The sequence below is a fragment of the Nonomuraea sp. NPDC052634 genome, from assembly GCF_040678535.1.
In the GTDB taxonomy this organism is placed as follows: domain Bacteria; phylum Actinomycetota; class Actinomycetes; order Streptosporangiales; family Streptosporangiaceae; genus Nonomuraea; species Nonomuraea fastidiosa.
On sequence record NZ_JBFATY010000001.1, the window covers coordinates 2,774,570 to 2,799,118 of the forward strand.

The window sequence follows — 24,549 nt, forward strand, 5'->3', positions numbered from 1 at the left end:
TCGCACGGGGAGGGGGCGTCACGAGACCATGGCGCAGCGGCGCTTACTGGAAGGGCTCGGTGTCACGGCGGCCGAGGAGACGGCCTACCGCGCACTGCTGCGGCACGGCCCGGCCACGCTGAGCGAACTGGGGGCGGAGACCGGCTCGTCCGCCGGCGCCATCCGCCGCATGCTGCCCAGACTGGAGGACCTCGGCCTCGTCTCCCGCGTGGCCGGCCGTCCGCTGCGCCTGGTCGCCACGCCGCCGAGCATCGCCATCGACATCCTCGTCGCCCGCCGCCAGGAGGAGCTCACCCACAGCAGGGCCGCCGCCGCGCTCCTCGCCACCGAGGTCGCCGACCGCGGCGGGCCGCACCCTGAGGAGGTACTCGAGGTGGTGACCGGGCGCGACGCCGTCGCCCGCCGCTACCTCCAGCTCGAACGCAACGCCACCCAGGAGCTGCTGGTGCTGGTGCATCCGCCGTACGCGGTGGACATCAGCGACGATCAGGAGAACCGCCGCCGCGCCGCCCGCCGTGGCGCGCCCGTCACGCGCGGCATCTACAGCCCGCTCGCCTTCGAGCAGCCCGGCATGCTCGCCCACACCCGCCGCGCCGTCGCCGACGGCGAACTCGCCCGGCTCGGCCCTGTGCCCGTCAAGCTCGCCATCGCCGACGCCCAGACCGCGATACTCCCGCTGGTCTCCGACGAGGACCAGGCGGTGGAGAGCGCCCTGGTCGTGCACCCGTCGGCGCTGCTCGACGCCCTCGTCGGGCTCTTCGAGACGCTGTGGCGGGCGGCCGTACCGCTACGGCTGTCGGAGGACGGCCTGGAGACCGAGTCCTGGCCCTCGCCGTCCGACACCGAGGTCCTCGCCCTGCTGGCCGCCGGCATGAAGGACGACGCCATCGCCCGCCAGCTCGGCCTCAGCCCCCGTACGGTGCAGCGCCGCGTCCAGGTGCTCGCCGAACGCCTCGGCGCCCGCACCCGCTTCCACGCCGGCTACCTCGCCGCCCAGAACAAACTTCTCGCCCGCGACCCCTGACGACCACCTGCCGCACCCTCCGGCGGCCAGGGGCCGCAGCCCGCGCCCTCTCACGGTCGCGAGGCGATGCATGCGGCCCCTTACGACCATCGGCTGCGGCCCGCACCCTGACCGCCGCAGGTCCGGCCGGCACACCGGATAGACATCCTGCTATCCCGCTGAGGGACCGCCTTCCAGAGCGCTGGATTCTCCCTCCCATCGCGATGCGCAACCGGGCGGAACGCGATCGTGAGGCCCTGCATCGCCGGAAGGTGGTCTTGGCCACCCGCTGGCGCTCCGGGCGTCGGCTTCGTCTTCGAGCCGCGGGCCGCTAGGTGAGGAGGAGGCCGCCGTCCACGGGCAGGGTGACGCCTGTGATGTACGACGAGGCGTCGCCGGCGAGGAAGACGGCGGCGGCCACGAGCTCGGCCGGGTCGCCGGCGCGGCCCATGATGACGCGGGCCTCCGTCATGCGTTCGAGGTAGCCCGGCTTGTACTGCTCGGTCATCTCCGAGGCGAAGAAGCCGGGCTCCAGGCAGTTGACCCGGATGCCGCGCCGCCCCGTCCACTGCTGGGCCAGGTCGCGGGTGAGACCCACGACGCCGGCCTTGGAGGCGCTGTAGGCGGCCTGCGGCAGCCCGGCCGTGGTCTCGCCGAGCACGCTGCCGATGTTGACGATCGACGAGCCGGGCCGCATCACCCGCGCGCACGCCTGTGCCATCCAGTACGTGCCGTGCAGGTTGATGTCGATGACCCGCCGGAACTCCTCGGGCGTCTCCCGCAGAGCGGGCACGGCGGTGCCGACCCCGGCGTTGTTGATGAGCACGTCGACCGCACCCATGCCCTCGACGGCGGCGGCGACCAGCGCGTCGCACTCCTCGGGCTTGGACACGTCGGTCTGGACGGCCAGGCACCGGCGGCCGGTCTCCTCGACCAGCCGCCGCGTCTGCTCCAGGCGTTCGGCGCGGCGGGCGGCGATCACCACGTCGGCCCCGGCCTCGGCCAGGCCGCGGGCGAAGGCGACGCCGAGGCCCGAGGACGCGCCCGTGACGATCGCCACCTTGCCGTCGAGCCGGAACCGCTCCAGCACCACCGGCCGCCCTCCGATCGGTCTAGAGCCCGTATTCCTTCACGATGCGCTCGTGCCGCTCGACCTCGACGCCGATCTCGCGCGCCAGGTCGAGCCAGGCCAGCGGGTGGACCCAGCGCTCGGTGGCATCGTCGAGCAGCGCGTCGACCTCGGCGGGCGTGACGTTGGGCGGCACCGCGACCCAGCCGAACACGCCGGGCAGCGGCTCGCCGGTGCTCGGGTGGGTGACGGTGTAGTTCTCGTCGCTGTAGACCCACATCGGCCAGCCGCGCTCGGCCATGACCTCGGTGAACTCCGCCCAGTCCTCCTCGCTCGGCGCGGCACCGTCGAAGAAGTAGCTGGTGTAGCCGCCGGGCCGCAGCATGCGCACCGCGGCGAAGGGCGGCACGAAGTTCTGCTGCTCCTCGGGGTCTTCGGGCACCGGCTCGAGCAGCTGCGGGTCGAAGACGACGAGGTCGCCGGCGTTGTAGTCCATGCCGCGCGGCTGCGGCAGGGCGAGCCGGGCGGTGGCGGGGCCGGTGCGGATGGACAGCACCTGGCGCTGGCCGCCGTCGGGCGCGGGCAGGACGAGCCGGATGAGGCCCATCTCCTCCTCGATCGGCCCCTCGGTGGACTTGAGCGGCATGCCGATCTTGGCGGCGCCCTTGCGCACGATCTCCCAGTCCTCGGCCGAGGTGGCCATGACGATCATGCGCCAGGTGTCCTCCTCGGTCAGCTCGTCGAGGGCCTCGGCGAGCACCTGGGCGGCCCTGGCGTTCTGGTCGATCTGCTGGGCGGCGCCGGCCAGCAGGCGGCGGGCCTCGACGCCGGCCCCCGCCGCGATGGCGTGCTCGGCCGCGTCGACCGCCTCGGGCCAGCGCTCGCGGGCGCTGTGCAGGCGGGCGAGCGCGAACTGCTGGTCGGCGTGCGGCAGCATGGCGGCCATCTGCTCGAGCCGCTCGTCCTGGCGGGCCTCGATGAGCAGCGTGGTGAGGTAGGCGACGTCGTCGCTGTGGGCCGTGGCGATCTCGCCGGTGTCGACCAGCATCTTCCAGTAGATGTCGGCGCCGGCGGCGGGGTAGCCGAGGAAGCCGAGCGTGGTGGTGTGGCGGCGGGTCGCCTCGATGTCGCTGCCGGACAGCGGGGCCAGCCATTCGACCCACTTCTCGGGGTCGGCGTTGAAGCCGTCTTCGGCGTCGAAGCGCCCGACCCGCTCCTCCAGGGGCACCTCAGCGGGCGGCGGCTCGGTGGCGTCGGCGGCGGCGCGCAGCGCGGCGATGCGCTCGGCCAGGCCGGCGGTCTCGCGCAGCTCGGCGGTGCCGGACTCGGCCAGGTCGGCGAGCAGCCTGGCCTGCCACACGCCCTTCCTGCCGATGGCGAGGTCGCCGCCGACCAGCGCCAGCTCGACGCGGGCGCGGTAGCCGCCCATCATGCCGAAGTAGTCGATCCACTGGCGCACGACGCGGCCGAGCTGCCAGGTGTTGGTGATCACACCGGACGGCGCGAGCTTGCTGACCGCCTGGGTCCACTCGACCCACACGCGCGGGTGGTCGCCCACGACGTCGAGGTCGGGCAGCGCGTCGACGGACTCGGCGGTACGGCCGAGCGTGGCGAGGATCAGCGCCCTGCGCACGCCGTCGCGGTGCTCCTTGGCCACCGGGTCGTCGGGCTTGAAGCCGGATGCGGCCTGCAGCGCGGTGAGCGCGTCTTCGGCGCGGCCCGCGGCCAGCAGCGCACGGGCGCTCTCGGCGCCCAGCTCGAAGCTCGCCTCACGGCCGGCCGCGCGCAGCCGCTCGACGGCGGACTCCGCGTAGCTGACGGCCTCGCCCGGCTTGCCGGCGTCGATGAGGGCCGCGACGTACTGCGTCACGAGACCGGAGAAGGCCGGGTTGTCCGGGCCGACGCCCTCGATGACGGGCGCGAGCGTCTCCAGCCGCTCGGCGGCGTAGCCGGGGCCGTCGGCGTTGGCCAGCGCGATGGCCATCGCCTCGGCCGCCGCGGGGGTGGCCGGGCAGTCGCGTACGTCTTCGCGCTGAGCGAACGCCACGAGCTGCCTGGCGTCGTCGATCGCGACCGCGCCCTGGGCGCGGTCGCCGATGCGGCCCATCAGATGCCAGTAGCGGGCGTAGAACTCGAGCCAGGGCAGCTGGAGGGTCTCCGCCTGCCCGGCGATGGCCGGCGCCATGACGTCGAGCTGCGGGTATCGGCCCTCGTAAGCCTGTGCGGGAAGGTCTCCCAGCGCCATGGCGAGGCCAACGTTGCCCGCCTCGGAAAGCTGCTGCTGGGTTTCGCCGACCCAGGCCCAGATGTCCACGTCCATGGGCAGTCAGTCTGCCAGGTCAACGAGCGTGCCCAAAACGCAGAAGCTCGATCAGCTCGTCCGATTCGCCGTCGCTCATGACCGAGAACACCTCCGCCATGAGATCGTCGGTGGCCTCTTCCACGGCCGCGCGCTTGGCGACGACCTCGGGACCGGGCTTTTCATACGGTTCCGGCCACTGGAAGAACCGCGCCAGGTCCTCCCCGCTCCGCCGCCCGAAGGGGGTGGCGTCGTGGTCGGCGGCCAGCGTCGCCTCCAGGGGGTGCAGCCCTGCCGCGAGCACCGCGTTGGCGTGCAGGCCGCCGCGCAGCTCGCGTACCAGATGCATGAGCTGGACGGCCCTGGCGGGCGGGTCGTCGGGCAGCGGCACCGCCCGCCAGCCGGCGAACAGCGGCGCGCCGACGGGGGACGCCTGCTCGATGACGGGCTCCAGCAGCTCCGCGATCCTCGCGCAGCCGTCGTAATCGCCCAGCTTGCGCCGCGCCCACTGGTGGCAGGCGGCGGCGTACAGCTCGACGGCGCGGTCCGTGGCGAGCTTGCGCCCGCCGTTCCAGCTCTCCTCGACGTGCTCGGGCGGGAAGAAGACCGCGACCGACGTGACGACGTCGGCCGCGCACTCGCCGAGCACGCCGCAGCGGCCGCGGAAGTAGAACTCGCGACCGCCGAGGCCGTACTCGTCGCAGACGGCCTTGACCTCGCGCGAGATCATCCATCCGCCGCCGAGCTGCCCGATCGGCCCCTTGACCTGGGCCGCCGTGGTACGTGGGTGCGCCATGTCCACCTCTCAGTCCGGAATGTGGACTCAGCATCCCCTACCAGAACATCATTCTGCAATAGTGAGTTCGCCCTGGGCGATGATCACCGCAGGGCCGGACAGGTAGCTGGTCTCCTCGTCCAGGATCACCGTCAGCGTGCCGCCCAGCACCTCGATCGTCCACGTGCCCGTGGTCTCGCCGCTCAGGGCCGCCGCCGCGACCGCCGTGGCCACCGCGCCCGTGCCGCAGGCCCGCGTCTCGCCGGAGCCGCGCTCGTAGACGCGCATGACCGCCCGGCTCGTGCCCACGGGGTTGAACAGCTCGATGTTGACCCCCGCGGGAAAGACGCCGGTGTCGAAGCCGGGCTGGCGGTCGAGGTCGAGCTGGGCGACCGGGTCGCCGATCGCGCAGGCCAGGTGCGGGTTGCCCATGTCGACGTGGAGCCCGGTGTACTCCTGGCCGCACACCGTCGCCACGCTCTCGCCGTGGACGACGGGCTTGCCCATGTCGACCGTGATGTCGCCGTTCGGCTCGACGCGCACCCTGCGTACGCCGCCTCTCGTCGCCACGGCGAACTCCGTGCCGTGCGCGAGCCCGGCCTCCAGCAGGTAGCGGGCGAACACCCGCACGCCGTTGCCGCACATCTCGGCCGTGCTGCCGTCGGCGTTGCGATAGTCCATGAACCACTCGGCCTGGGCCGCCTGATCGGCCACCTCCGGGCTCTGCTTCGTGGGCGCCACGCGGAGCACGCCGTCGGCTCCGATGCCGGCTCTCCTGTCGCAGATCTTCGCGACCAGCGAAGCCGACAGATCGACCTCACCGCCGGGATCAGGCAGGATGACGAAATCGTTCTCGGTGCCGTGCCCCTTGAGAAAGCGCATCTTAGGAGTTTATTCGTACGGGTGTCCGCCTATGAGCGCGAGGGAGCGCTCCAGAAGATCGGGAGCGTCGTACGGCAGCCAGTGCACCCGCGGATCCCGGCGGAACCACGACTCCTGCCGGCGGGCGAAGCGCCTGGTCAGCCTGATCGTCTCGGCCTTCGCCTGCTCCTCGCTCCACTCCCCCTCCAGGAAGCGGATGACCTGGGCGTACCCCAGGGCCCTGCTCGCCGTGCGCCCCTCGGCCAGGCCCTGCCCGAGCAGCGTGCGCACCTCGTCGACCAGCCCGGCCTCCCACATGCGCTCGACCCTGCGCTCGATCCGCTCGTCGAGCACCGGCCGCGGCACCTCGATGCCGATCTGAACGCTCGGGTAGACCGCGTCGTACGACGGCATGGTGGCCGAGAACGGGCGGCCGGACAGCTCGATCACCTCCAGGGCCCGCACGATGCGGCGGCCGTTGCTGGGCAGGATCGCGGCGGCCGCGGCCGGGTCGAGCTCGCGCAGCCGCTCGTACAGCGGCGCGGAGCCACGCTCGGCCAGCTCGGCCTCCAGCCTGGCCCTGATCTCCGGCTCGGTGCCGGGGAACTCCAAGTCGTCGATGGCCGCCCGCACGTACAGGCCGCTGCCGCCGACCAGCACGGGCACCTCGACGGCGTCGAAGACGGCCCTGGCCAGCTTCTGGTACTCGGCGACGCTGGCGGTGACCGTGACGTCCCAGATGTCCAGCAGGTGGTGGGGCACGCCGCGGCGCTCTTGCGGGGTGAGCTTGGCCGTGCCGATGTCCATGCCGCGATAGAGCTGCATGGAGTCGGCGTTGACGCACTCACCGCCCAGCCTGAGGGCGATGTCGACGGCGAGATCGGACTTTCCTGCCGCCGTGGGGCCCACGACGGCGATCACTGGCTGCTGGCGCACACCGACAAGTCTGCTAGAGATCCAGCAGGGTCGGCTGCAGGTAGCCCTCGTGGGTCAGCAGCCACCGCTTGGTCTCGACACCTTCGCCGCCGCTGAAACCGCCCAGCCCGTTGCCCGCGGCCACCACCCGGTGGCAGGGGATGAAGATCGGGATCGGGTTGGAGCCCATGATCGAGCCGATGCCCCTGGCGGGCACGCTGGAGCCCGCGAGCCTGGCCAGCTCGCCGTAGGTGACGGCGGTGCCGTACGGGACCTTGTGCAGCGCTTGGAGCACCCGCAGCCGCGCGCCCGCCATCAGCCGCCAGTCGATCGGCGTCGCGAACGTCTTCAGCTCGCCCGCGAAATAAGCCTTCAGCTCCGCGACGGCGGAGGCCGTACGATCCGCATCATGGACTTCCGCCAGATCGAGCCGGCCCGCCAGCCGGGCTCGGGTCCCCCAGCCCGACGCCACCAGACCGGTCTCGGTCATGGCCAGGGAGAACACGCCCACCGGCGTGGGCAGCTCGGCGATGGCGACCGTCTCCTCGCTAGGGGTCATCGTGTCCTCACGTGAGCTCGTGGTGCTGGGGACGTCGAGCGCGGTCCCCACCCGCCACCGTAACCACAACGGCTACCTGCTGCGCTGGGACGGCCAGGGCTTCCTGTTCGACCCGGGCGAGGGCACGCAGCGCCAGATGACGTACGCGGGCGTGAGCGCCAACGACGTGCACTGGATCTGCGTGACGCACTTCCACGGCGACCACTGCCTCGGCGTGCCGGGGATCGTACAGCGGATCGCCCGGGACAAGGTACGCCATCGCGTACGCGCCGTCTTCCCCGCCTCCGGCGGGACGTACTGGGACAGGCTCCGCCACGCCACCGCCTTCGCCGACACCGACGTCATCTCCGAGCACCCCGTCTCCGGCGAGGTGGCCGAGGTCGCGCCGATCGTCGCGCGCCGCCTGTCACATCCCGTCGAGTCGTACGGCTACCGCGTCCAGGAGCCGCCGGGCCGCCGCATGCTCCCCGAGAAGCTGGCCGCCCACGGCATCCGCGGCCCCGAGGTGGGCGAGCTGCAGCGCAACGGGTCGGTGCGCGGCGTCACGCTCGCCGAGTGCAGCGTGCCCAAGCCGGGCCAGAGCGTGGCGTTCGTGATGGACACCCGGCTCTGTGACGCCGTCTTCGAGCTGGCCTCCGGGGCCGACCTGCTGGTGATCGAGTCGACGTTCCTGACGCCTGAGGCGTCCCTGGCCAAGGAGTACGGGCACCTGACGGCGGAGCAGGCCGGTCAGGTGGCGGCCCAGTCCGGTGTGCGGCGGCTGGTGCTCACTCACTTCTCGGAGCGGTACGGCTTCGACGACGAGCCCGCCTTCACCGAGGAGGTGCGCAGGCACTTCGACGGCGAGGTGGTGCTGGCCAGGGATTTGATGAGGATCCCGGTCCCCAAGCGCCGCCACGCCCCTTCGCTCCATCGGCCGCGCTCTCAAGACACCCAGCAGCCGGCGAAATAGCCGACCCCGTAGGGGGCGGTGGCCGTGAGCAGGCGGCCTTTGTACGTCTTCCCGCCCGCCGCTCCCGCCAGCACCTGAAGGGCGGACCTGCCGCTCACCCACAGCCGGTCGGCCTCGTCAGGGCCGATGGCGGCCAGCGGCGCCGGGTCGCCCGCGGCGATGGCGCCCGCGATCAGGTCGTTGAGCGGCTCGGCCGCCTCGTCGTACCGGCCGGGCGCGCGCGGGCCCAGGCACGCCGAGCCGTCCGCCATGACCAGCAGCGCCACCCTGCCGGGGCCGTCCGCCAGCTCCTCGCCCAGCGCGGCGCACTCCTCAGGGGAGGTGTCGAACGCCACGGAGCGCAGGGCGTCCGGCGTCCGGTCGCCGAGCAGCAGCCGGCCGACGGTCAGCGACAGCGGCAGCACCGGCTCGCCGCCGCCCGGCGTCTCCATGTCGATGCCCCAGGGGCGCAGGGTGCCCGCGGCGTCACCGTCGTACGCGGCCGTGGTCTCGGCGCCGCCCACCACGATCAGCGTCTCCGGACGGGCCTCCGCCAGGCTCGCGATCGCGTCATGGCAGGCGGAGCGAAGGCCGGGCAGCGCGAGCACGACCAGCGGGGTTGGCGGGCAGACGGCCGCGGCGACAAGCACGCCGCCAGCGTACTCAGCCCCGGTCCGCCCGCCTCCACCCGGACCGGCTCACCGAAGGGCCGCGGCGCCTCCCGCTCAGAGCGGGCTGCGGCCTTCGGCCACGGCGGCGAGCAGCCCCTTCGTGTACGCCTGGGCCGCCCGGTGCAGCCCGCTGCCGAAGCTGACCCTGGCCACGCCCAGCTCCGCCAGCCGCGCGGGCGGCGGGGTTCCGGGCTCGCACAGGACGTTGACCGGCCCGCCCAGCTCGCTCACCAGCGCCCGGATCTCGTCCTCGCCGGCCGCGCCGATCGGGTACACGCAGTCGGCCCCCGCCTCCAGGTAGCGCCGCCCCCGCCGTACGGCCTCCTCCAGGGAGGGCCGCTCGGAGAGGTAGACGTCCACCCTGGCGTTGATCACCAGCCCTGGGCCCGCCGCGGCGCGCACCTCGGCGAGGAACTCCGCCTGCTCGCCGGGATCGACCGGCTCGCCGGTGTCCGGCCGCGAGTCCTCCAGGTTGCAGCCGACGGCTCCGGCGGCGAGCAGCCCTTCGGCCAGCTCGGCGGGCTTGAGCCCGTAGCCGCGTTCGACGTCGGCCGTCACGGGCACGTCCACGGCCGCGGCCACCCGGGCGATCGCCGCCAGCATCTCCGCCACCGGCGTACGCTCGCCGTCCTCGTACCCGAGCGTGCGGGCCACGGCCGCGCTGCTGGTGGCCACCGCCGGGAACCCCGCCTCGCGCACGGCCCGCGCGGAGGCGGCGTCCCAGGCGTTGGGCAGCAGCAGCGGGCGTCCGGGTACGTGCAGGGCGCGCAACTCGGATGCCTTGTCAGTCGTCATGCGCCGACCCTAGGCACCCGGACGCCCCGCGCCGAAGGTCCAGTACGCCCCAGAACCGTCGAGCCACTTGGCTCAGCGAACCGGCGGCTTCGCGCTGCCGTCGGCGCGAAGCCGCTCAGCGCCTCTCAGCCGCCTTGTGGACCGATCCGGGCAAATGGGGCTAGGCAGCCCGCCGACCGGGCGTAGGGAGCGAGCACAGCCGCTCCCAGCCGCCTTCTGGCCGCACACCACCACCGGCCACCGCACCCGCCGGGCCGAGCGGGGCCGCTCCCGCCGGCGGGCTGGGGTGGGCTCGGTGCGTCAGCAGCCGCTCTTCGAGCACTGCCCGGGGACGAGGCCGGCGGGGCCGTCGGCCGGGGAGTCGGACTGCCCGCCGTCGCCGGCGGACTGCGGTGCCTTGGTGGGGGACGAAGCGGGCTTCTTGCCGTCGCTCGCCTTGTTGCCCGACTCGCCGCGGGAGGTGGCGACGTTCTCGGATCCGCTCCTGTCGCCGGACGGGTCGCCGCCGACGCCGGGGTCGGCCACGTCGCCCACGCCGTCGTCGGCCGGGGCGTCGGCGGCCCGGTCCTTGGCGCCGTCACCGGCCGCCTCGTCGGCGTTGACGTCACCCATGGTCGCCTCGTCGTCGCCCTGGAGGTCGTCGGCGGCGCTCTGGGACGTCTGCGGCCGGGCGCCGTTCTGCGGGGCGACCTCACCGTTGGCGTTGGCCAGCAGATAACCGGCGCCACCGGCGGCGATCAACGCGACGAGCGCAGAGGCGGCGAGGATCGTCGCCTTCTTGTGGTTCTTCGTCGATCGGTTTCTGCGCGGCCTATTCAACTCATCGCGCCGGGCGTCTCCGGGCCCGGACAGGATCTCCTGACGATCCGCCTGGTTCGGATCTTGCATGACGTTACAGCTCCCTGCGGTCGTATCGGGGAAAGCTCACCGGCTTCCGCGGGTGATGGACCACACTAGCCGCAACAGCCGAATGCTCGCACAACAATCACAAAGGAATCACGACTTGTCCCCCCAAAGATCCATTTTCCCAGGTAGCCGCGCCCAGCTCGCGCCCATGGCCGGAGCCTTCGGGGTACTCGTCACCGCCATGCTGGGAATTTTCCTGGCATTCACCGACTCGCCGGAGCCATCATCGCAAACTCGGCATGGATTGGATCGGGAAACCCCGCTTTCCACAAGATCAAAATCATCTGATTCGCCACTCTCGGCGTCGATCAGAACACAAACCGCCACATCAACTCCGACACCCGCTAATGGAGCGATCCATTCATCGCAGCATCCGGCGTCGATCATGTTCGGTCCGCTGTCGCCGCCCTGGATCGAGGCCGTCCCGCCGTGGGACCCCGCCGCCGACCTCCTCCCGGCTTGGGACGCCCCTGCGGGTACGGCGACTCCCGGCGTCCCCTCGACCGGCCCGCTGGCCTCCCCCGTCCCTCCGCCGTACGACAAGAGCCTCCCCCTCCCGGGAACGGCACGGCCGCCCGCGCCGCCCCACAAGGACGTGGAGCGCCCGCAGGGCTCACCTGCCCCGCAGGCGCCGCCACGGCCGCCCGCGCGCCCCGCTCACGAGCCCGCCCGGCCGCCCGTCGAACCCCGGGCCATCGCCCCGGTCAGGCCGTCGTCCGGCCCGCCCGCCCAGGTGACCCGGCCCGCGCCGCGCCCCGGCATGCCCGACCCGTGTGCAACGTTCCACGACTTCCGCCGCGGCCCCTGCTACGACGTGCTGAACCGCCTCACCCGCTGAAGGGCACGCGAAAGGGCGGCACCGTCGAACCGGTGCCGCCCTCTACGGAGAAACGTGCGGCCCGTGCGGCCGCCCTCGCGCGGGCCGATCGCTGATGGCCGAGGGCCGCTCCAACGCGGCCATCGTGCCACCGCCCTCACGCGGGCCGAGCAGCCGCGGCCGAGCGTGCGGCCGACGGGCCCCGGTGAGCGCACGTCAGTGGGCCGAGCAGCCGCCCGTCGCGGCGGGCAGCGGCGCCGGGCGACCGATGGTCGGCATGCCGAGCATCACCCCGGAGGTGCTGGGGCCGCCGCCCTGGCGGGCCTCCCAGGCGTCGCCCGCGCGGGTGCGCCGGACCCCGAGCACGGGCCCGTCGGCGACCAGGTGGTGCGGCGCCGCGTACGTCACCTTGACCGTCACCATGTCGCCGGGCCGCGGCGTCTCGTCGCCCACGGCGAAGTGCACGAGCCGGTTGTCCGGCGCGCGCCCCGACAGCCGGCGGGTGGCCTCGTCCTTGCGCCCCTCACCCTCGGCGACCAGCACTTCGAGCGTGCGCCCGACCTGCTTCTTGTTCTCCTCCCAGGAGATCTCCTCCTGCAGGGCGACCAGCCGCTCGTAGCGCTCCTGCACGACCTCCTTGGGCACCTGGTCGGGCATGGTGGCGGCGGGGGTGCCGGGCCGGATGGAGTACTGGAAGGTGAAGGCGTTGGCGAAGCGGCTCTGGCGTACGACGTCGAGGGTGGCCTGGAAGTCCTCCTCGGTCTCGCCGGGGAAGCCGACGATGATGTCGGTCGAGATGGCCGCGTCGGGCATGGCGGCGCGTACCCGCTCGATGATGCCGAGGTAGCGCTCGGCGCGGTAGGAGCGCCGCATGGCCCGCAGGATGCGGTCGGAGCCCGACTGCAGCGGCATATGGAGCTGGTGCATGACGTTGGGCGTCTCGGCCATGGCGGCGATGACGTCGTCGGTGAAGGCCGCCGGGTGGGGCGAGGTGAAGCGCACCCGTTCGAGGCCCTCGATGTCGCCGCAGGCGCGCAGCAGCTTGCCGAAGGCGAGCCGGTCACCGAACTCCACGCCGTAGGTGTTGACGTTCTGGCCGAGCAGCGTGACCTCGAGCACGCCCTGGTCGACCAGCGCCTGCACCTCGGCGAGCACGTCGCCGGGCCGGCGGTCCTTCTCCTTGCCGCGCAGCGACGGCACGATGCAGAACGTGCAGGTGTTGTTGCAGCCGACGGAGATCGACACCCAGGCGGCGTAGGGGGACTCGCGCTTGGTGGGCAGCGTCGAGGGGAAGACCTCGAGCGACTCCTTCAGCTCGACCTGCGACTCGCCCTCGATGCGGGCCCGCTCCAGCAGCACCGGCAGCGAGCCGATGTTGTGGGTGCCGAACACGACGTCGACCCACGGCGCCCGGCGGATGATCTCGCCTTGGTCCTTCTGCGCCAGGCAGCCGCCGACCGCGATCTGCATGCGGGGGTTACCGGCCTTGGCCGGGCGGAGGTGGCCGAGGTTGCCGTAGAGGCGGTTGTCGGCGTTCTCCCGCACGGCGCATGTGTTGAACACGACCACATCGGCCGTCTCACCGTCGGGGACGGGCACGTAGCCGGCCTCCTCCAGCAGGCCGGACAGCCGCTCGGAGTCGTGGACGTTCATCTGGCACCCGTATGTGCGCACTTCGTAGGTGCGGGCGCCCTCCTGGGTCACAGTCATGGCAGGTTCAAGAGTAGTCGCAGTCGGGCTTGACAAGGCCCGTACGGTTCTAAAAGGCCAGCTTGACGGCTTGATGTGATCGGATCGGTACCGCTCGGTTAGTGCACAGCGTTCTAATGCCCTCTACGTTTTACTCCATGACGGAGAACGGCGACGCCACTCCACTGGTCCAGTTGGAGAACGTCAACAAGCACTTCGGGTCGTTGCACGTCCTGAAGAACATCAACTTGACCGTCTCTCGTGGCGAGGTTCTGGTCGTCATCGGCCCTTCGGGCGGCGGCAAGTCGACGTTGTGCCGCACGATGAACCGGTTGGAGACGATCAGCGACGGAAAGATCATTTTTGACGGCCAGGAGCTGCCGCAGGAGGGCAAGGCGCTCGCCAAGCTGCGTTCCGAAGTCGGCATGGTCTTTCAGTCGTTCAACTTGTTCGCGCACAAGACCATCAGAGAGAACGTCACTCTCGGGCCGATCAAGGTGCGCGGAGTCGCCAAGGACGCCGCGGACAAGCGCGCGATGGAGCTTCTCGAACGCGTGGGCATCGCCGCTCAGGCGGACAAATATCCGGCCCAGCTTTCCGGTGGCCAGCAGCAGCGGGTCGCCATCGCCAGGGCGCTGGCCATGGACCCGAAGATGATCCTGTTCGACGAGCCGACCTCCGCGCTGGACCCGGAGATGGTCCAGGAGGTGCTCGATGTCATGATCGGGCTGGCGCGTGACGGGATGACCATGGTGGTCGTCACGCACGAGATGGGATTCGCCCGCAGGGCCGCGAACCGGGTCGTGTTCATGGCCGACGGGCAGATCGTGGAGCAGAACACTCCCGACGAGTTCTTCACCAACCCGCAGACTGACCGGGCGCGTGACTTCCTTTCGAAGATTCTCACGCACTGACTATCAAGGCAGGGAACACATGCACATGCGTCGAATGGGAGCAGTGCTCGCGGCGGCGGCCATGGTCGCCGGCCTCGCGGCCTGCGGCGGCGACAGCGGCGGCGGTGGCGACTACGCCACCGTGGCCGACAAGATCGCCGGTGGCGCCACCATCGTGGTCGGCACCAAGTGGGACCAGCCGAGCCTGGGCCTGAAGACGGGCGCCGAGCCTGAGGGCTTCGACGTCGACGTCGCCAAGGCCGTGCTGAAGGAGGTGGCCGGCGGCAAGGACGTGAAGATCGAGTGGAAGGAGTCGGCCTCCTCCAACCGTGAGCCGTTCCTCCAGAACGGCACGGTCGACATCATCTTCGCCACGTACTCCATCACCGAGGAGCGCAAGGGCAAGGTGACCTTCGGCGGCCCGTACGTCATCGCGCACCAGGACGTCATGGTCCGCAAGGACGACACCTCGATCAACAGCCCGCAGGACCTCAAGGGCAAGAAGATCTGCAAGGCGGCGGGCTCCAACTCCTACAAGCGCATCACCGACCCGCCACCGGACGGCGAGCTCGACATCGACGCCACCACCGTCGACGCCGCCAACTACTCCGAGTGCGTGCAGAAGCTGCAGGGCTCCAACCTCGACGCGGTCACCACCGACGACCTGATCCTGGCGGGCTTCGCCAAGCAGGCCGGCGGCAACTTCAAGGTGCTCGGCCAGGGCTTCACGGATGAGAAGTACGGCGTCGGCCTGAAGAAGGGCGACACCAAGACCTGTGAGGCCGTGAACACGGCGATCAAGAAGCTGTGGGACGACGGCACCATGAAGCAGCTGCTGGACAAGTGGTTCGGCGGTATCCAGGGCCTCAACCTCTCGACGGAGGCGCCGCCGGCCGAGGGCTGCGCCTGATCTCACCAAGAGCGGCGGCCGGTGCTCCGGCCGCCGCTATCTATGCGGTGGAGCACAATGGACGAACTCATCAAGTACGGCCCCGACCTCGCGCTCGGATTCCTGGAGAACATCAAGCTCTCCCTCGTGGCCGGGGTCGCCTCCATGATCCTCGGCACGATCCTGGTGGCGATGCGGGTCTCACCCATCCCCGTACTGCGAGCGGCCGGGACGATCTATGTCAACGTGGTGCGCAACACCCCGCTGACGCTGGTCCTGGCCTTCTCGGCGTTGGGCCTGAGCGACAAGCTCGGCCTGGTGTTCTCCGAGACGCCGACGACCAACTCGTTCTGGATCGTGTCGATGGGCCTGTCGGTCTACACCGCGGCCTTCGTCTGCGAGGCGCTGCGCGCCGGCGTGAACACGGTGCCGCTGGGGCAGGCCGAGGCGGCCAGGGCGATCGGGCTGACGTTCATGCAGTCGCTGCGGCTGATCATCCTGCCCCAGGCGTTCCGCTCGGTCATCGCGCCGCTCGGCAGCGTGATCATCGCCATGATCAAGAACACCACGGTCGCGACGGCCGGTGGCTACCTCCTCGACTCCGCGGCGGTCATGAAGATCACCTTTGACCAGACCGGCGCGTCCATCCCGATCTTCCTCGGCATCGTCGTGGCGTTCATGGCGCTGACGATGCCGATCGGCTTCTTCACCGGGTGGCTGGCCCGGCGACTGGCGGTGGCCCGATGAGCACCTCCGTACTTTTCGACGCTCCCGGGCCGCGCGGCCGGCTGCGCAACCACGGCCTCACCGTTATCAGCGTCGTCGCGGTGCTCGCCGTCCTGTACGGCGTCTACCGAGGCTTCGACGCCAAGGACCAGTTCGACGGCAAGATCTGGGCGCCGTTCCTGGAGTGGAACACCTGGCAGGTCTACATCATCCCGGGCCTGATCGGCACGCTGCGCGCGGCGGCCGTGGCGGCAGTGCTGGCGCTGGCGTTCGGCGCGATCTTCGGCCTGGCCAGGCTCTCCGACCACGCCTGGATCCGCATCCCGGCCGGCGTCGTGGTCGAGGTCTTCCGGGCGATCCCGCTGCTGCTGCTGATCTTCTTCATCTTCTACCTGGCGCCCCAGCTGTTCGGCGGCGGCGACTACGCGTTCATCTCCGTCGTGCTCGGCCTCATGTTCTACAACGGCTCGGTGCTCGCCGAGGTGGTCAGGGCGGGCGTGCACGCGGTGCCCAAGGGGCAGTCGGAGGCGGCGTACGCGATCGGCATGCGCAAGAACCAGGTGATGCGGCTGGTGCTGCTGCCGCAGGCCGTCACGGCGATGATGCCGGCGATCGTCAGCCAGCTCGTGGTGCTGCTGAAGGACACCGCGCTCGGTTACATCATCGCCTACGTCGACCTGCTCAACACCGGCTTCAAGATCCTGCCGGCCGCGCTCTTCGGCACGCTGATCCCGGCGGCGATCGTCATCGGCATCATCTATGTCGCCCTGAACCTGTCGCTGAGCTACCTGGCCACCTGGCTGGAGCGGCGCAGCCGGCGCAGCCGCAAGACGGCGGCGGCCCCCGTCGCCGCGCCCGGCGCCGCCGAGGTGGGCGTGGCCGCGGGCCAGGGCACCGAGGGCGGTGGCATGGCCCCCGACCGTCCCGTGGAGTGAGACAGAGGCCCTACCTTGAGCCCCCGGCGAGCGCCTCGCCGGGGGCTCCGGCTTTTCCGGCGTTCCAAAGATGGTCAAGAAACTGCTATGCGCCGTCTGTTCGCTTTTGGGCGGGTTACCGTATTCCATGCGCGTGGTGGTGCTCGCGGCGGCGGCCGTGACGGTCGGCCTGACCGCCTGTAGCAGCGGAGGCCCGGACCTCACCGTCCTCGACAAGATCAAGCACACCCGGAAGGTCGTCGTCGGCACCAAGTGGGACCAGCCCGGCGTCGCCCTGCGCACCGGCGACGGCGAACCGCAGGGTTTCGACGTGGACGTCGCCCGCTACCTCGTCCGTCATCTCGCCGGCGGCGCCAAGGTCGACATCACCTGGCGGGAGTCGCCGTCGTCGACCCGCGAGGCGCTGCTGCAGAACGGCAGCGTGGACATGATCGTGGCATCGTACTCGATCATCGAGTCGCGCAAGCCCAAAGTGACGTTCGCCGGGCCGTACGTGATCGTCAATCAGGACACCATGGTCCGCGCCGCCGATCCCCGGATCCAGAGCGTCCGCGACCTGCGCGGCAGGCGGATCTGCCTGGCCGAGGGCTCCAACTCGTACCGGCGGATCGTGGACCCGCCGCCCGACGGCAAACTGGACCTGCCCGCCGAGCTCGTGCCCGCGGCCAACTACTCCATGTGCGTGCGCAAGCTCCAGGACAACCTGCTGGACGCCGTCAGCACGGAGAACCTCATCCTGGCCGGCTACGCGGCGCGCTCCCCCGGCCGGTTCCGGCTGCTCAACCAGCCGATCAGCGACGAGCCGTGGGCGGTGGGCCTGAAGGAGGGCGACATCAAGACCTGCCAGGCCGTCAACCGCGCCATCGCCGCCATGTGGCGGGACGGCACGACGACCCGGCTGCTGCGCAAGTGGTTCGGCCGCACCAACCTCGCGCTCCCGTCCGCCCTCCCCCGCTCCGCCTCCTGCCCCTGACCCCGCGCACCCGCCGAGACCTCCACCTCGACGCCGGTCGCACCCGGGGCCTTCGCACGCCCCGACCCGCGCACCCGCCGAGGCACACACCGCCCCCGCGTCCCTACGACGGCACCTCCACCCCGAAACCTCACTCCTTGCCCACGCCCCCGCCGGGACCTCGCCACGCACGGCCCCCACCCGCGCCCCCCACTTACACACCCACCGAAGACTCCACCCCGGAACCTCACTCCCTGCCCACACCCCCGCCGGGACCTCGCCGCCCACAACCCCACCCCACCGGCGGTCCCTTCCGGGAAGGGCGGGACGGCATCCAGGGGGTGGGTGATCTCGGCTTCACGGGGTGGGTGATCTCGTGGAACGTGCGCTGAACTGTGAGGACCGGCCCGCACTCCCGGCGATCTTCCGGCAGGATGCGGGTATGCCTTTCTGGCCCTCCCCCATTTCGACCAGAGACGTGGCCGCCGCCGGCGTACGTCCCGGCTGGCCCACGGCCCGCGACGGCCGGGTGTGGTGGACCGAGGACCGCCCTGACGAGGGTGGGCGCACCGCGATCGTGCGCCGCGACCCCGACGGCACCCGCCGTGACCTGCTGCCCGCCCCGTGGTGCGCGCGCACCCGGGTCCACGAGTACGGCGGCCGCCCCTACGCGGTCACCCCTGCGGGCGAGGTGGTGTTCGCCAACCTCAAGGATCAGCGCCTCTACGTTCTGGGCGAAAACGGCGAACCGAAACCCCTCACGGAGGAGGGATCCCGCTACGCCGACCTGGTGGTGCGCGACGGCCAGGTGTGGTGCGTACGCGAGAGCCACGGCGAGGACGGCAAGATCACCCGGGCCGTCGTCTCCATCCCGCTCGACGGCGGCGAGATCCGCGATCGGGCCACCGGCTGCGACTTCTACGCCTCCCCCGCCCTGTCCCCCGACGGGCGGCACCTCGCCTATGTCTGCTGGGACCACCCGCGCATGCCGTGGAACGGCACCGAGCTGCGCGTCACCCGCCTGGCGGACGGCGAGACCTGGACGGTTCGCGGCGGCCCCGACGAGTCCGTGCTGTCGCCGAGCTGGAAGGACGACTCGCGGCTCTACCTCGTCTCCGATGCCTCCGGCTGGTGGAACCTCTACGAGATCGGCCTGCGCGGCGAGGACGCACGGGCGCTGTGGCCGGCCGAGGAGGAGTTCACGCTGCCGCCGTGGCGGCTGGGCGGCATGCCGTACGCGGCGCTCGACGACGGCCGCCTCGCCGTCCTGCACGGGCGCGGCGACCTGCGGCTCGGCCTGCTCGACCCGGAGCGGGGCACGCTCACCGACCTGGAGACGCCCTGCACCGGCTGGGACGCGGCGCTGGCCGCCGACGGCACCACGGTGACCGGCATCGGGCACGCCGCCACGACGCCCCGCTCGGTCGTCACCGTCGACACCGCCACGGGCGGCCACCGGCGTCTCACCGGCGAGACCGCCGCCCTGCCCGACCCCTCCTACCTGCCGCTGCCCCAGGCCGTACGGGTGGGAGGCGACGTCCACGCCTATCTCTACCCGCCGCACCCCGAGGCCGCCGACGACCGCCCGCCCCCTTACGTGATCTTCGTGCACGGCGGTCCGACCGCCCACGCCGACACCGGGCTCGACCTGGAGAAGGCGTTCCTGACCTCGCGCGGCATCGGCGTGCTCGACGTCAACTACGGCGGCTCCACCGGCTACGGCAGGGCCTACCGCGACCGGCTCAAGGGCCAGTGGGGGCTGGTCGACGTCGCCGACACCGTCGCCGCCGCCGAATGGCTGGCCGCCGAGGGCCTCGCCGACCCCGCCAGAATCGCCGTGCGCGGCGGCAGCGCGGGCGGCTGGACCGTGATGGCGGCCTGCTGCAGGTCCGACGTGTTCGCGGGTGGAGTGTCGTACTTCGGGGTGAGCGCGCTCGGCCCGCTCATCGCCCACACCCACGACTTCGAGTCACGCTACGTCGAGTGGCTGGTGGGGCCGGAGGACCCCGAGGTGTACGCGAGCCGCGAACCCCTCGCCCTCGTCGACGGCGTCACCTGCCCCATGCTGCTCCTCCAGGGCCTCGACGACCCCGTGGTGCCGCCCCAGCAGTCCACGGCGTTCGCCGACGCGCTGTCCGAACGTGGCGTGCCGTGCACGTACCTCGCGTTCGAAGGCGAGTCGCACGGCTTCCGCCGTATGGAGACCCGCGTCGCCGCCCTGGCTGCCGAACTCGCGTTCTACCAGCAACTCTTCGCCTGACGCGCCCTGGCTCGGCAGGGCAGGACAGGGCAGGGCCGGGCCGGGGCGGCCTGGGGTTCAGGCGAGGGCGCGCGAATCCGGCGCAGGCCCAGGAATGAGGTCTAGCGGGCGAACTCGGTCGCCCGCGACTCCCTCACCACGGTGATGCGGATCTGCCCCGGGTACGTGAGCTCCTCCTCCACCTGCTTGGCCACGTCCCTGGCGATCACCTGGGCCTGGATGTCGTCGATGGCGTCGGGCTTGACCATCACCCGGATCTCCCGCCCGGCCTGCATGGCGAACACCTTCTCCACGCCCTCGTACGACTGCGCGATCTCCTCCAGGCGCTCAAGCCGCTTGACGTACGCCTCCAGCGACTCCCGCCTGGCGCCGGGGCGGCTGCCGCTGATCGCGTCGGCGGCCTGCGTGAGCACCGCCTCGACCGTACGGACCTCGACCTCGTTGTGGTGCGCCTCGATGGCGTGCACCACCTCCTCGTCCTCGCCGTAGCGGCGGGCGATCTCGGCTCCGATCAGCGCATGGCTGCCCTCGACCTCGTGGGTGAGCGCCTTGCCGATGTCGTGCAGCAGCGCGCAGCGCTTCACCAGCGCCTGGTCCAGCTTCAGCTCGGCCGCCATGATGCCGGCGATGTGGGCCGACTCGATGAGGTGCTTGAGCACGTTCTGACCGTAGGAGGTGCGGTAGCGCAACTGCCCGAGCAGCAGCGTCAGCTCCGGGTGCATGTCGGTGATGCCCAGCTCGACCAGGGCGTCCTCGCCGGCCCGCGCGCACAGGTCCTGCACCTCCTGGCGGCTGCGGTCGTGGGCCTCCTCGATGCGCTGCGGGTGGATGCGCCCGTCGAGCACCAGCTTCTCCAGCGTCAGCCGGGCGGTCTCCCGGCGTACCGGGTCGAAACACGACAGCAGCACCGCTTCCGGGGTGTCGTCGATGATCAGATTGACCCCGGTCGTGGACTCGAACGCGCGGATGTTACGGCCCTCGCGCCCGATGATGCGGCCCTTCATCTCGTCGCCGGGAAGGTGCAGCACGCTGACGACCGACTCGGCCGTCTGCTCCGCCGCCAGCCGCTGAACGGCCAGCGTGATGATCTTCGTGGCGCGCTTCTCGCCCTCTTTGCGCGCCTGCCCCTCGATCTCCCTGACGATGAGCGCCGCCTCACGCTTGGCCTGGTTCTCGATCTCTTTGACCAGCTCGGCCTTGGCCTGCTCGCTCGTCAACCCGGCCACCCGCTCGAGGATGCGGCGGCGTTCCTCCTCGACCTGCAGCAGCTCCTCGCGGCGGTCGGCCAGCTCGATCTCCGTCTCGGCCAGCTTCCTGTCCCGCTCGGCCTGCCGCCTGGCCTCCTCGTCCAGCCGCTGCTCCCGCTCGGCCAGGCGGGCCTCGCGGCGTTCGAGGTCGGCGCGCAGCTCCTTGAGCTCGGACTTGAGTATCCGGCTCTCCTCCTCGACCTCCCGCCGCATCTGCGCGGCGCTCTCGGCCGCCGCCTCCGACCTGCGCAGGATCTCCTCGGCGTCGCTCTCCGCCTTGCTGCGAATCTCCCTTGCCTGCTCGCGTGCCTGCTCCAGCTCCTGCTGCACGGCCTCCATCTGCGCGGGGTCAGGCTCAGCGGCGCGCGGCACAACGGCCGATGTGCGCCGTACGACGACGAGGAGCGCCCCCACCATGCCGAACGCGAGCACGAGCACCGCCACCATCAGCACCACGACCAGCGGCCCCATGTGCGCCCCGCCCTCCTCGCGTCGTCAGGAACTCATAACGCGGCCACAAAACAGGAGGGGTCACAGGCGCGCCGCGGATCGCCAGGTCGGCACCATCGCCACGATCGAGGCCAAGACACGGCCGACCGGGCGCCGACCCCCGCGGCCGACACCTCGCCTGCCTCGATCAACCCTGCTCGTTCGTCCGTCGTTCACCGGTATGGCAATCCGCGCTGCGCGGAGTAACTCCTCACTGCCGTCGAGGTTATGCGTCGAACAGGTCACGAGCAAGCAAACGCGGCATCAAGCGTGTCTTACGAGCCCCGCCCGCACACCCCACCCCCGACGCCTCACAGAGCCACCACACCAAGCCCCGCGAGCCACGCCGAAGGCCACGCACGCGAACCTAGAACCCGGCACACCACGAAAACCCGAACCGTGCACCCCACCCCCACCCGCGCCTTTCAACCACCCAACGCCCAAAACACCGTCAATCTGTGAAGACCGCACACGCGAGGCCCGTAACCGCACCTGCAAAGCCGGAACTCAACGGTCCCAGCACCTCACACCGCCTGAGAATCAGGCCCCTCAACCCCGACCGCATAAGACCGGAAGCCCGGAATCCACGGTGAGACTTCGTAACCCCGCCTGGCCAAGACGGAGCCACGTGAGTCGGCGACGAGGCACGATACGACCACAGAGCCGCCCGAATCGACGATAAGACGCGACACCACCGCCAAACCGCTCAACCCGACAGCAAGACGCAACACCACCGCTGATCCACCCGAATCAACGGCAAGACGCTACGCAACCACCGAACCGCTCAAACCGACGACAAGACGCAACACCACCGCCAAACCGCCCGAACCGACGACAAGACGCAACACCACCGCCAAACCGCCCGAACCGACAGCAAGAGGCAGCACAACCGCCGACGCGCCCGAACCGACAGCAAGACACGACGCGACCACGCACTCCGATGCACGACTACGTGCTCCGGTGGCCCCTAAGCGTCGCGGCCGGCCTGCTTACGACGGGAACTCTTCGTCCATCTCGATGCCCTCCTGTTCGAGGGCTTCGCGGATGACGCGGTAGGCGAGGCCTGAGGGGTAGCCCTTGCGGGCCAGCATGCCGGCCAGGCGGCGGGTGCGCTTCTGCGGGTCGAGCGAGCGGGTGGAGGCGAGCTTGCGTTCGACGAGCCGCCGGGCGGTCTCCACCTCCTGCTCGGGGTCGAGACGCTCTACGGCCTCGCTGACCGTGTCGCTGTCCACGCCCCGCTGTCGCAGCTCGGCCGCCAGCGCGCGCTTGGCCAGCCCACGGCCGTGGTGACGCGAGTCGACCCACGCCGCCGCGAACGCCTCGTCGTTGATCAGCCCCAACTCGGAGAAGCGGCTGAGCACCGCCTCCGCGGCCTCCTCCGGCACGTCCCGTTTGCGCAGGGCGTCCGCGAGCTGGGCACGGGTCTTGGGGGCGATGGTGAGCAGCCGCAGGCAGATGGCCCGCGCCACTGCCTCCGGATCCGCGTGCGGCCCGGTGCCTGCCGGGCTGTCGTCGTCCGGCCCGTCAGGCAACCATCCCCGACGCCGCCCTCGGCGCCGCTCCCCTGAGCCGGCCCCACCGTCAGCGTCGGACCCCTTAGGCGACCATCCCCGACGCTGCCCTGAGCCAACCTGACCGTCGTCGTCGGCCCCCTCAGGCGACCACCCCCTACGCCGACCTTGGCGCCGGAAACCTGGGCCGGCCCCACTGTCATCATCGGACCCATCAGGCGACCAGCCTCGGTCCTGGGTGCCGCTTCCGCGGGACTTCCTCCCGTAGCGACCGCCCTTCCGTCCGCGCCGCACGGCCCCCTCGCGGAACGACCCGTCTCCCTCGCCGAACGGCCCGGCATCCTCCTCGAAGGCCCCTGCGCCGCCACCGAACACCCCGGTTTCCTGCACGGAGGCCCCTGCGCCATCACCGAACGACCCTGTGTCTCGCCCGAAAGGCCCTGCGTCCCCACCGAACGGCCCGGTGCCCTCTCCGGAGACCTCTGCGCCCCCACCAAACAGCCCGGTGCCCTGCCTGGAAGCCCCTGCGCCCCCACCAAACGACCCGGTGTCCTGCCTGGAGGACTCTGAGCCCTCACCGAACAGCCCGCTCTCCGCGCTGAACGAGCCACGCTCCCCACTCGAAGAAGCACGCCCGTCACCGAACGAGCCCCGCTCCTCACCTGAGGAACGACGCCCGCCACCTGACGAGTCACGCTTCCCGCGTGAAGAGCCACGCCCTTCGCCGGGCCAGTCAGGCTCGCCGCCGAGCTGAGCACGCCCGCCACCGCCTGGCTCGTGCTCCCCATGCAAGGGACCGATTGTCCCCGCGAGCGAATCGCGCTCCTCGTCCCCGGAACCGGCTGCTCCACCGACCGAGTGGTGCGCCCCGTCCGAAGAGTCACGTCCTTCGTCGGGCCGGCCGGACTCGCCGCCGAAGGGGGCGGGCTCGGCGTCGATCCGCCCGGGGTCGGTGGGCGGGCGGCTGCGGCCCTTGCGGGATCGGCCGCCTGCCGGGGGCTCTGCGGACGGCGTACCGAATCGGCTGGAACGGTCGCCGGACGCACTGCCGGAACCACCGCCGCGGCGTGCTCGGCCTCGCCGTCGCGAGTCGCCCTCGTCAGGGACGGGAGCGAACCAGCTCGGACCGGCGAGCACCTCCGAGTGCCATTCATCCGCCGGGCGGCGCTGCTGTGAACGCTCTGGACGGACCTCGTCGCCGTCCTGAGCCGTTGTGAAGTTCGATCCTTCGCTGTGCTGGAAGAACGGGTGTGGGGCCTTGGAGGGCGGCTCTGGCGGAATGCCGGCGGTGTGAGAGCCTCGCCGATCCGCGTCTCGGGAGTCCCGCCAGTCCCCGCCTAGGGAAGCTCGCCAGTCC

22 protein-coding genes are annotated in these 24,549 nt (G+C 71.3%); 9 read left to right on the forward strand and 13 right to left on the reverse strand.

The annotated features are described in order from the left end of the window. Positions 1–28 precede the first annotated feature (28 nt). Positions 29–1,024 (forward strand): helix-turn-helix domain-containing protein, encoded by a 996-nt coding sequence (locus AB0K67_RS12340; RefSeq protein ID WP_364057164.1) that lies wholly within the window; start codon positions 29–31, stop codon positions 1,022–1,024. A gap of 310 nt (positions 1,025–1,334) precedes the next feature. Here the strand turns inward: AB0K67_RS12340 and AB0K67_RS12345 are convergent, their stop codons facing one another. The 6 genes from AB0K67_RS12345 to AB0K67_RS12370 are packed head-to-tail and all read right to left on the reverse strand — an operon-like array spanning position 1,335 to position 7,481. Continuing rightward, the gene (locus AB0K67_RS12345) at positions 1,335–2,093 is read right to left on the reverse strand and encodes a glucose 1-dehydrogenase (RefSeq protein ID WP_364057167.1); all 759 of its coding nucleotides are present in this window, start codon (positions 2,091–2,093) and stop codon (positions 1,335–1,337) included. Positions 2,094–2,115: 22 nt separating this feature from the next. Next, positions 2,116–4,392: a tetratricopeptide repeat protein gene (locus tag AB0K67_RS12350; protein ID WP_364057170.1), complete on the reverse strand. Its 2,277-nt coding sequence runs from the start codon at positions 4,390–4,392 to the stop codon at positions 2,116–2,118. Between the two features lie 19 nt (positions 4,393–4,411). Next, positions 4,412–5,167, reverse strand: a complete 756-nt coding sequence (locus tag AB0K67_RS12355; protein ID WP_364057173.1) for a hypothetical protein — start codon at positions 5,165–5,167, stop codon at positions 4,412–4,414. 48 nt (positions 5,168–5,215) lie between these two features. Further along, the gene (gene dapF / locus AB0K67_RS12360; RefSeq protein WP_364057176.1) at positions 5,216–6,028 is read right to left on the reverse strand and encodes a diaminopimelate epimerase; all 813 of its coding nucleotides are present in this window, start codon (positions 6,026–6,028) and stop codon (positions 5,216–5,218) included. Positions 6,029–6,037: 9 nt separating this feature from the next. Continuing rightward, a complete protein-coding gene (miaA, locus tag AB0K67_RS12365; RefSeq protein WP_364057179.1) occupies positions 6,038–6,943 on the reverse strand; it encodes a tRNA (adenosine(37)-N6)-dimethylallyltransferase MiaA in 906 nt (301 codons plus the stop codon). A gap of 13 nt (positions 6,944–6,956) precedes the next feature. Then, entirely contained in the window at positions 6,957–7,481 is a 525-nt protein-coding gene (locus AB0K67_RS12370; RefSeq protein WP_364057182.1) for a methylated-DNA--[protein]-cysteine S-methyltransferase, read from the reverse strand. Between the two features lies 1 nt (position 7,482). Here AB0K67_RS12370 and AB0K67_RS12375 point away from each other — a divergent pair, with 1 nt between their 5' ends. Further along, positions 7,483–8,433 carry a ribonuclease Z gene (locus tag AB0K67_RS12375; RefSeq protein WP_364057185.1) on the forward strand — a complete coding sequence of 317 codons (951 nt, stop codon included), beginning with the start codon at positions 7,483–7,485 and terminating at the stop codon, positions 8,431–8,433. Here the strand turns inward: AB0K67_RS12375 and AB0K67_RS12380 are convergent. The 4 genes from AB0K67_RS12380 to AB0K67_RS12395 form a co-directional block, all read right to left on the reverse strand. Further along, the gene (locus AB0K67_RS12380) at positions 8,406–9,062 is read right to left on the reverse strand and encodes a hypothetical protein (RefSeq protein WP_364057188.1); all 657 of its coding nucleotides are present in this window, start codon (positions 9,060–9,062) and stop codon (positions 8,406–8,408) included. The genes AB0K67_RS12375 and AB0K67_RS12380 overlap by 28 nt on opposite strands. Positions 9,063–9,137: 75 nt before the next feature. Next, positions 9,138–9,878, reverse strand: a complete 741-nt coding sequence (locus tag AB0K67_RS12385; RefSeq protein ID WP_364057191.1) for an isocitrate lyase/phosphoenolpyruvate mutase family protein — start codon at positions 9,876–9,878, stop codon at positions 9,138–9,140. A 300-nt stretch (positions 9,879–10,178) separates the two neighbouring features. Beyond that, a complete protein-coding gene (locus AB0K67_RS12390) occupies positions 10,179–10,766 on the reverse strand; it encodes a hypothetical protein (RefSeq protein WP_364057194.1) in 588 nt (195 codons plus the stop codon). Between the two features lie 108 nt (positions 10,767–10,874). Beyond that, complete coding sequence (locus tag AB0K67_RS12395; RefSeq protein WP_364057197.1) at positions 10,875–11,171, reverse strand: hypothetical protein; 297 nt, start codon at positions 11,169–11,171, stop codon at positions 10,875–10,877. On the opposite strand from AB0K67_RS12395, the gene AB0K67_RS12400 reads away from it, so the two are divergent. Then, a complete protein-coding gene (locus AB0K67_RS12400; RefSeq protein ID WP_364057200.1) occupies positions 11,170–11,622 on the forward strand; it encodes a hypothetical protein in 453 nt (150 codons plus the stop codon). The two genes, AB0K67_RS12395 and AB0K67_RS12400, sit on opposite strands and share 2 nt — an antisense overlap. A 195-nt stretch (positions 11,623–11,817) precedes the next feature. Here AB0K67_RS12400 and miaB read toward each other — a convergent pair whose 3' ends face one another. Further along, positions 11,818–13,311 carry a tRNA (N6-isopentenyl adenosine(37)-C2)-methylthiotransferase MiaB gene (gene miaB, locus AB0K67_RS12405; RefSeq protein WP_364057203.1) on the reverse strand — a complete coding sequence of 498 codons (1,494 nt, stop codon included), beginning with the start codon at positions 13,309–13,311 and terminating at the stop codon, positions 11,818–11,820. A 137-nt stretch (positions 13,312–13,448) separates the two neighbouring features. Between miaB and AB0K67_RS12410 the strand changes: the two genes are divergently transcribed. The 6 genes from AB0K67_RS12410 (at position 13,449) to AB0K67_RS12435 (ending at position 19,945) form a co-directional block, all read left to right on the forward strand. Further along, positions 13,449–14,204, forward strand: coding sequence for an amino acid ABC transporter ATP-binding protein (locus tag AB0K67_RS12410; protein ID WP_364057206.1), 756 nt, complete (start codon positions 13,449–13,451; stop codon positions 14,202–14,204). 34 nt (positions 14,205–14,238) lie between these two features. Next, positions 14,239–15,093: a glutamate ABC transporter substrate-binding protein gene (locus tag AB0K67_RS12415; RefSeq protein ID WP_364057209.1), complete on the forward strand. Its 855-nt coding sequence runs from the start codon at positions 14,239–14,241 to the stop codon at positions 15,091–15,093. 57 nt (positions 15,094–15,150) lie between these two features. Next, positions 15,151–15,819: an amino acid ABC transporter permease gene (locus AB0K67_RS12420; protein ID WP_364057212.1), complete on the forward strand. Its 669-nt coding sequence runs from the start codon at positions 15,151–15,153 to the stop codon at positions 15,817–15,819. Beyond that, entirely contained in the window at positions 15,816–16,733 is a 918-nt protein-coding gene (locus tag AB0K67_RS12425) for an amino acid ABC transporter permease (RefSeq protein WP_364057215.1), read from the forward strand. The genes AB0K67_RS12420 and AB0K67_RS12425 overlap by 4 nt, the downstream gene beginning before the upstream one ends. Positions 16,734–16,860: 127 nt before the next feature. Next, positions 16,861–17,706, forward strand: coding sequence for a glutamate ABC transporter substrate-binding protein (locus AB0K67_RS12430; protein WP_364057218.1), 846 nt, complete (start codon positions 16,861–16,863; stop codon positions 17,704–17,706). A 421-nt stretch (positions 17,707–18,127) separates the two neighbouring features. Beyond that, positions 18,128–19,945: a prolyl oligopeptidase family serine peptidase gene (locus tag AB0K67_RS12435; protein ID WP_364057221.1), complete on the forward strand. Its 1,818-nt coding sequence runs from the start codon at positions 18,128–18,130 to the stop codon at positions 19,943–19,945. A 101-nt stretch (positions 19,946–20,046) separates the two neighbouring features. Here the strand turns inward: AB0K67_RS12435 and rny are convergent, their stop codons facing one another. After that, positions 20,047–21,663, reverse strand: coding sequence for a ribonuclease Y (gene rny / locus AB0K67_RS12440; RefSeq protein WP_364057224.1), 1,617 nt, complete (start codon positions 21,661–21,663; stop codon positions 20,047–20,049). 1,007 nt (positions 21,664–22,670) lie between these two features. After that, on the reverse strand, positions 22,671–23,213 hold the full coding sequence (gene recX, locus AB0K67_RS12445) for a recombination regulator RecX (protein WP_364057227.1): 543 nt from the start codon (positions 23,211–23,213) through the stop codon (positions 22,671–22,673). Between the last annotated feature and the right edge of the window lie 1,336 nt (positions 23,214–24,549).

What these genes read in the sequence shown, in the direction of transcription:
- AB0K67_RS12340 (WP_364057164.1), top strand. Translation starts at nt 29, where the DNA reads ATGGCGCAGCGGCGCTTACTGGAAGGGCTCGGTGTCACGGCGGCCGAG.
- AB0K67_RS12350 (WP_364057170.1), bottom strand. Translation starts at nt 4,392, where the DNA reads ATGGACGTGGACATCTGGGCCTGGGTCGGCGAAACCCAGCAGCAGCTT.
- AB0K67_RS12355 (WP_364057173.1), bottom strand. Translation starts at nt 5,167, where the DNA reads ATGGCGCACCCACGTACCACGGCGGCCCAGGTCAAGGGGCCGATCGGG.
- dapF (WP_364057176.1), bottom strand. Translation starts at nt 6,028, where the DNA reads ATGCGCTTTCTCAAGGGGCACGGCACCGAGAACGATTTCGTCATCCTG.
- AB0K67_RS12370 (WP_364057182.1), bottom strand. Translation starts at nt 7,481, where the DNA reads ATGACCCCTAGCGAGGAGACGGTCGCCATCGCCGAGCTGCCCACGCCG.
- AB0K67_RS12385 (WP_364057191.1), bottom strand. Translation starts at nt 9,878, where the DNA reads ATGACGACTGACAAGGCATCCGAGTTGCGCGCCCTGCACGTACCCGGA.
- AB0K67_RS12390 (WP_364057194.1), bottom strand. Translation starts at nt 10,766, where the DNA reads ATGCAAGATCCGAACCAGGCGGATCGTCAGGAGATCCTGTCCGGGCCC.
- AB0K67_RS12400 (WP_364057200.1), top strand. Translation starts at nt 11,170, where the DNA reads ATGTTCGGTCCGCTGTCGCCGCCCTGGATCGAGGCCGTCCCGCCGTGG.
- AB0K67_RS12395 (WP_364057197.1), bottom strand. Translation starts at nt 11,171, where the DNA reads ATGATCGACGCCGGATGCTGCGATGAATGGATCGCTCCATTAGCGGGT.
- miaB (WP_364057203.1), bottom strand. Translation starts at nt 13,311, where the DNA reads ATGACTGTGACCCAGGAGGGCGCCCGCACCTACGAAGTGCGCACATAC.
- AB0K67_RS12410 (WP_364057206.1), top strand. Translation starts at nt 13,449, where the DNA reads ATGACGGAGAACGGCGACGCCACTCCACTGGTCCAGTTGGAGAACGTC.
- AB0K67_RS12415 (WP_364057209.1), top strand. Translation starts at nt 14,239, where the DNA reads ATGGGAGCAGTGCTCGCGGCGGCGGCCATGGTCGCCGGCCTCGCGGCC.
- AB0K67_RS12420 (WP_364057212.1), top strand. Translation starts at nt 15,151, where the DNA reads ATGGACGAACTCATCAAGTACGGCCCCGACCTCGCGCTCGGATTCCTG.
- AB0K67_RS12425 (WP_364057215.1), top strand. Translation starts at nt 15,816, where the DNA reads ATGAGCACCTCCGTACTTTTCGACGCTCCCGGGCCGCGCGGCCGGCTG.
- AB0K67_RS12430 (WP_364057218.1), top strand. Translation starts at nt 16,861, where the DNA reads ATGCGCGTGGTGGTGCTCGCGGCGGCGGCCGTGACGGTCGGCCTGACC.
- AB0K67_RS12435 (WP_364057221.1), top strand. Translation starts at nt 18,128, where the DNA reads ATGCCTTTCTGGCCCTCCCCCATTTCGACCAGAGACGTGGCCGCCGCC.
- rny (WP_364057224.1), bottom strand. Translation starts at nt 21,663, where the DNA reads ATGGGGCCGCTGGTCGTGGTGCTGATGGTGGCGGTGCTCGTGCTCGCG.